Below are 5,951 nucleotides of genomic sequence, written 5' to 3' on the forward strand. Positions count from 1 at the left end.
GACCGTATCTGGGATAGAGCTTTTCAGATTCTGCAGGTGATGGAGCGGCGCCAAGGTCCGGGCGATGTCTTCCCGGTCATAGCCAGCCGGGAAATGATCCAGCTGGAAGTCAGTCTCCCGCAGGATTCCCTCTTCCATGACCAGCTGACCCGTATTGCGGTCCTTGATATTGATGACCGTCTTGATATTCTCAGACAGCGAGCTCATCACATCCTGCACGAAGATCAGCGAGCAGCCCAGATCCGTCATTTTATTTTTTTGAGGAAATAGCAGAGCAGAGAAATAAGTGGATAAATACAGAATTTTCAAGGTACTAAAAGGAAAATGTCCTTGTCCCATTATACCACATGAGAGATAAGGTAGGGTAGAGAGTAGAAAGAATGAAGCAGGGAAGAGAAAAAGAAAGGCCTGAGGCAAAGCCCCCAGACCTACTGTCTACTCTATAGATTATTCCTCTTTCTTGCAATCCTCATAGAGACTAGGCGCAAATGCTTTTGTCATCATGGCCGTCACGAAGCGAAAACCTCCCGCTGCCAGACCAAAAATCGGCGCCAAGGCATGGAAGAAAAAATTCCCCCGCATAAATAAACAAAGCAGACCTGTAATCACAAAGATAGCCAGCCCCTGAATCAGAGCATAGAGCAGAATTTTTTTCTATCGCTCCCTCAACTTTCTACAGACTATTATAGCATAAGGAGAGAATGTTAGGACAGAAACTTGCTACAAAAAGAATTACCTTTTCCTTAAAAAGTATATAAAAGTTTTATAGGACAGCAACAAGCGATGTAGGCAGGTGAAATGTTTTGCTAATATGGATAGTCACTGTATTTACTACGGCTGAATTCCATTTGTTTCTTATCCTGACCACTGAGTCCGTTATATGCTGCCACTTTTCCTTTCTCACTATTAGTAAAAGTAGCTAGCTTTTCTCCCCCAATCACACTAGCAATATTATGATCCATCGCCCGAAATTCCCTTGCAGCAGAGTTCAGAAATTCATCTAGAGCATCTACTGTTTCAGTCAAGTCCTTGGCCATCTCCTTTGCCTTAGCTGTTGCCTCACGAAATGCGTCTGAAGCAGAGGATTTCACTAGACTATCTGTATCCTCTCTCATATAGTGCTCCATAGTACTATAACGGACTTTAAGTCCTTCTATTTTATCAGCATCGATTAATTTTTCTCCCATGCTTATTCTCCTTCCTTATAGTATTTTTGCAATTCTTCCGCTGAATTAATGACATGTTCCTGCCCATCTACTGAATATTGAGCTGGGATAGTCACGTTCTCAAATACATTCGTTCCAGGCGGAAAGAAGAGTTCGGTTACGTTTTTTACTAACTCAACATCGGTTTCTTTATTTAAGAAAGCAATACAAGCATCTTTTTCATGCATAATCTTATATACTTGGGGATATTTACTTGATAGAAGTGAATTCTCAAATTGTTTTTCTGAATAAGAACTTTCCAGGGACATCCATGTTAAATGAAGTGCGACACCTCTTTTTTTCATACGTTCAGCAAAATTAGTGGAGGTCGTAAAATTATTAGGAAGATCTCTATATGGATTAATTCCCTTATCTGAAACAATTCGCCCTTCATCTAGATCAATACAATATGCCTTTTCTTTATCAGTTGACTTCTTTCTTAAATAGATTACTGCATAATACTTTTGAGCGTTTGAGTCCGCTATAATATGTGAACGTATTTTTATCGGAATCAAATCAGAGTCGTAGTTACGAACCATCTCAAAAACATCAAATTCTCTCTTTTTTAATTTTTTATTCTGGAATTTGTAGACTGCCAACTTCCAATATTCCCCTTTTTGAGGAATATTTCGATTAAATTCACCTTTATTCAATAGATTGGGATTAGCTTTGAGCTTCATGTAACTATTGACGAAATATCCGGAGTCAAACTCTCTTATGACATTATACTCAGGATCTATATATGATTTTGCTTTTTTCATATTTTCCTGTTCTTCAGAATTTACAACTTTCCAGTTATAAGCAATAGCCTTATCGTTTTCAAGAAAGCTATAAACAGGTTCATATTCAGGAGAATAATACGTAAACTGTCCGTATTTTTCTTGAAATTCTTTCGCATTTTTTTGATATAAATACCAAATAGCAAAAACTGAGAAGCTTATTAATGATAGAAAAATCAGAATACGAAAACTCTTATTTCTTTTGCTCATATCTTCCTCCCTATTTGATAACTGATGGCTGATATGCATTATTCAGATAAGTAGTAAAGCTTTCAAATCCATTAATAGATTCACGTTTGTCATTAATATCAGCTGCTTCTAGTGCTTCAATTCCATCACGTAATTGACTAAGCTGATTATAATTCATCTGTTCAATCGACACTTTCCCTTTTTCATCATCTGGCGCCCCTCCCAAGAGATAATTCTTGATCTCATCATCAATTTTTAGGTCATCTAATTTTTCACTATAAGTTTTTAGAGGAATCCCATTTTCTTTCAAATAACCTGTCACACCAAGATTATCCAATTCCTCAATACGCTTATACACACGGAAATCATGATAATTTTCGGTACTAGTCATAACTGTTTTCTCATTAGCCTTTAAGGCCCAACCACCACCGCCAATAATACTTTTACGTAGGTTTGCAAATTCTGTCTTTTCCTTATCATCTAGAATCTGTTGTTTTACTTTATATTTGTCATGTGCCTGAATCAAATCAATTGCAGAAGCAGCGGCTGCAAAACCTTGATCATGATTTAAGCCAGCCTGTGATAAATCTTGGTGGGCACCTCTTTTAAATAAGGAAAAACCAGATTTATCTAGGGCATCTAACCCTGCATGAAGTGGTCTATCCAAAAACAGTTTACTTGCAATAGATGCTACCCCAACAGCTGCAGGGACTGGAATAACACCATTAGATGCTGCCGCTCCCAGAACTAATAAACCACTGGCCATAGATTTCATATAAGAAACTTTTGCTTCTTGACGTTCACGTTCAAGGTCTGTCAGTCTTTTTTCTACTTCACTACCTACTTGACCTGCATAACTAGTATTAAACTCACTAGTATATATAGTTTTGGCCGACTGTGCACTATGTTCATAAGAAGGAAGTGGTGATCCATTGAAGGAGCCAAGCCAACCAGAACGTTTAACAACAATTTCTTTACCATCCTGCCAAATTTCGATATCATCATCAACAAATGCCTCTTGATCAGCCTCATTTAGGTGAAATTTACTAGACGGGATTTTAAATTTGATTTGACCATAATTAATAGCAATTAGGGTCTTTATAAAGCCATTATACCGATTAACTCTCATCATTTCGTTATCTAAGGCTATCATCCTATCAGAATCCAAGCTAGCTTTCCCATACTCATTGTATTCCGCTTCCTGCAACTTACGAACATCTTCAGCATGCTCATCTCCTGCAAATAACATCCCCCTTAAGATACGCTGAGTGCGCTCCTGAGGGACTTTTCCTAAAGCCCCAAATAGAGTATTCATTCGACCTTTTTTTATAATTTTTCCATGTTTATCATATTCATCAAAGTCACCTGCTTCCATCCAATTCAATACTTCCTCGCCTAAGATACGATAACCACCCGAGGTAACTTTTTCATCATTGATTTGGCCAATATCTTGAAGCCGATCTTCCAATACAATTTTTAAAACTTCAATATCAGCATCGTTTTGTATTAAAGCTGTATAGTACATATTTTCGGCAGTAAGATGTCCTTGCTTAATTTGATCAAACAGGTAGGTTGCATTAGCTGAAGCAAAAGCCTTCGCATTCTGCACAACTGTAATATAAGCTTCCAGTGTTGCCTTAATATTTTCCAATTCTGATTTAAAAACTGTATTTCCTTGATCAAGCTGCTGATGAGCAGTTTTACGATTAGTAACACTCTGAGTTAATTCAGTTGTTGCTGTTTTGGTAGGGGTAACAACATCTGGTGACTCAATCCCTAATACCTCTGCTGCTTTATCAAGAGCAGACTTCAATGATGTTTTCGTCGTTTCAATCTCTGTAATTTGATCTGTTTCAATCTTAGAGGCAACACTACTTATACCATCACCTGAGGTTTTAGCACGACTAGTAAAACCAGCCCCTTTGACAGTCCCCTCAAAATTACTCACAATTGTACTGTACTTCTTTAACGTTTCTGGTACCTGATCAAAGACCTGACTCTGAAGTGTATTTAAACGGAATAGGAAAGCTTGGATAGCATCAGCATGACTCCCTTGAATTTTGTCTGTAAAGTTGCGTTGAGTTTGATCTCCTGCTGACTGGACTGCTTCCGCATAGGAACTAATAGATACGCTATAAGTTCCAAGTCCTGGAACATCTTTTACTTCAATAACTTCTGACATCGCTTAATTCTCCTTCGTAAGTGATTTTTGAACTTCCAATATACTAATCTTTGCGCTAAGCCCAGCTGCTTCTGCTGCTTTTGAAAGCGTCTTGGTAACTAACTGCGATAACATTGTATCTTTATGGCCTTGAAAATTCTTTTTTACAGTATCTACTGTACTTTCTTCTTGAGTTGCTAATTCTTCATACTTTTCTCCACCTAAATTATACGCTTCTTCAATTGATTCAGCATCACCTAGTATATATTCAAAATCAATTGAGACGCCAGATAGAGTTTTAGTTGCTTCTTCTAATTCTGCAATTTCTGCATTTAGACCTCTCAATGCTTCACTCAAACCATTGATTTGTGCTTGTATGGCTGCTTTTCCCATAGTTTTCTTCCCTTCTTATTTCATCAATACTTTTAATTTTTTCGTTAAACTATCCACTGTGTAATAGTGAATCTGTGTATCAAGGGCCCCTTCTCTCATTGGAGGTTTATTTGTTGCTGTCACAATCGTTTGATCATTGAATCGTATGCCCATAAGAGACTGTTTATAAGTTTTTACTAATCTAGATACTTCATCAATTTGTCTTGAAAGATTGCTATCACTAATAACAATAGAAGCATAGCCAACTCTTGCACCTTTTTCTAACACATAGAGGAGCTTATTTTGATTAGATAAACTCAGTTCTTGTACTAGGTTCACCCAATCATAAATGACAACTGTAGCTACATGTTCATATGCCCGACGCTCTAAACGCCCCTCGATTCTATCTTTTATAGTATCCAATGCTGCCACATATTCCTCTTCCTGTGTTATATAATCTACTCCGTTCTCAATTTGAAGGCCATGATGTTTTGGTGCAAAAACAATAACTTTTTGTTTACCGTGAGTCAATTGATTAACAAAGTCCATCATGTACTCCTGACGATCTGTTAAGTAGAGAAGATTGCCCTTAGATAGGTTCCAAGTAATTGGTTCAACTGTCTCCATATCCAATCCTAGCGGTACTAAGCCCTGCTCGTAGGCAGCTTGGACGCTGGCCCGGCTGTAGAAGTCTGCCTCCGTCAGCTCCTCTGGCACCATCGGAATAGCACTTGGGCGTTGTCCAGTCCATGCTTCTTGGAGAGAAGCGACTTCTTGACGCAGGTTGTTGAGGACTTGTGCATCATTGGCACCCGCTACTGGCAGAGCCAGCTGGAGCACATCCACTTCATCGCGCTTCATGAGCGCCCGGCCCTTGATGTCTTCCATGGTCGCCGCAAGCGGGGTAGAGCCCACAATCGAGCGGACTTCGCCCACATCATTCTGCGGCAGGGTCAGCTGGTGCTTGAAGTTGGCATAGAACTGCGCTCGAAGGTTGGACTGACGGCCCGCTGTCACCAAGAGGTGAACGCCGATGCTGAGACCTTCGCGGGAGATCCGCACCAAGAGCTTAAAGAGCTCCAATTCATAGGCTTCTTCCTTCATGGACTCATAGCTGTCCAGCAGGATGACAATCGCCGGCTCTTCCTTGCCGCTGGCCTGACGGTAGAGCTCTAGTGTACCAACACCATAGTCGGACAAGAGCTTCTTCCGCCGGCTGAGCTCCCGCTCCATGATCCGCACAAA

6 protein-coding genes and 1 pseudogene are annotated in these 5,951 nt (G+C 39.7%); all 7 read right to left on the reverse strand.

Features of this window, described 5'->3' with window-relative positions:
• Positions 1-249: hypothetical protein (locus STRDD11_RS02655; RefSeq protein WP_164828344.1), on the reverse strand; the 249-nt coding region annotated here is incomplete at its 3' end.
• Between the two features lie 198 nt (positions 250-447).
• Entirely contained in the window at positions 448-648 is a 201-nt protein-coding gene (locus STRDD11_RS02660) for a hypothetical protein (protein WP_128835072.1), read from the reverse strand.
• A 158-nt stretch (positions 649-806) separates the two neighbouring features.
• The gene (locus STRDD11_RS02665) at positions 807-1,187 is read right to left on the reverse strand and encodes a WXG100 family type VII secretion target (protein ID WP_002899634.1); all 381 of its coding nucleotides are present in this window, start codon (positions 1,185-1,187) and stop codon (positions 807-809) included.
• Positions 1,188-1,189: 2 nt separating this feature from the next.
• A complete protein-coding gene (locus STRDD11_RS02670) occupies positions 1,190-2,194 on the reverse strand; it encodes a hypothetical protein (protein ID WP_128835074.1) in 1,005 nt (334 codons plus the stop codon).
• A 10-nt stretch (positions 2,195-2,204) separates the two neighbouring features.
• Positions 2,205-4,355 (reverse strand): hypothetical protein, encoded by a 2,151-nt coding sequence (locus tag STRDD11_RS02675; protein ID WP_128835076.1) that lies wholly within the window; start codon positions 4,353-4,355, stop codon positions 2,205-2,207.
• 3 nt (positions 4,356-4,358) lie between these two features.
• On the reverse strand, positions 4,359-4,727 hold the full coding sequence (locus STRDD11_RS02680; RefSeq protein ID WP_128835079.1) for a septum formation initiator: 369 nt from the start codon (positions 4,725-4,727) through the stop codon (positions 4,359-4,361).
• Between the two features lie 15 nt (positions 4,728-4,742).
• A pseudogene (locus tag STRDD11_RS02685) lies at positions 4,743-5,951 on the reverse strand (FtsK/SpoIIIE domain-containing protein); the annotation flags it as partial.

Origin of the sequence: Streptococcus sp. DD11, from assembly GCF_001578865.1 — a bacterium.
In the GTDB taxonomy this organism is placed as follows: Bacteria; Bacillota; Bacilli; order Lactobacillales; family Streptococcaceae; genus Streptococcus; species Streptococcus panodentis.

What these genes read in the sequence shown, in the direction of transcription:
- STRDD11_RS02665 (WP_002899634.1), bottom strand. Translation starts at nt 1,187, where the DNA reads ATGGGAGAAAAATTAATCGATGCTGATAAAATAGAAGGACTTAAAGTC.
- STRDD11_RS02670 (WP_128835074.1), bottom strand. Translation starts at nt 2,194, where the DNA reads ATGAGCAAAAGAAATAAGAGTTTTCGTATTCTGATTTTTCTATCATTA.
- STRDD11_RS02675 (WP_128835076.1), bottom strand. Translation starts at nt 4,355, where the DNA reads ATGTCAGAAGTTATTGAAGTAAAAGATGTTCCAGGACTTGGAACTTAT.
- STRDD11_RS02680 (WP_128835079.1), bottom strand. Translation starts at nt 4,727, where the DNA reads ATGGGAAAAGCAGCCATACAAGCACAAATCAATGGTTTGAGTGAAGCA.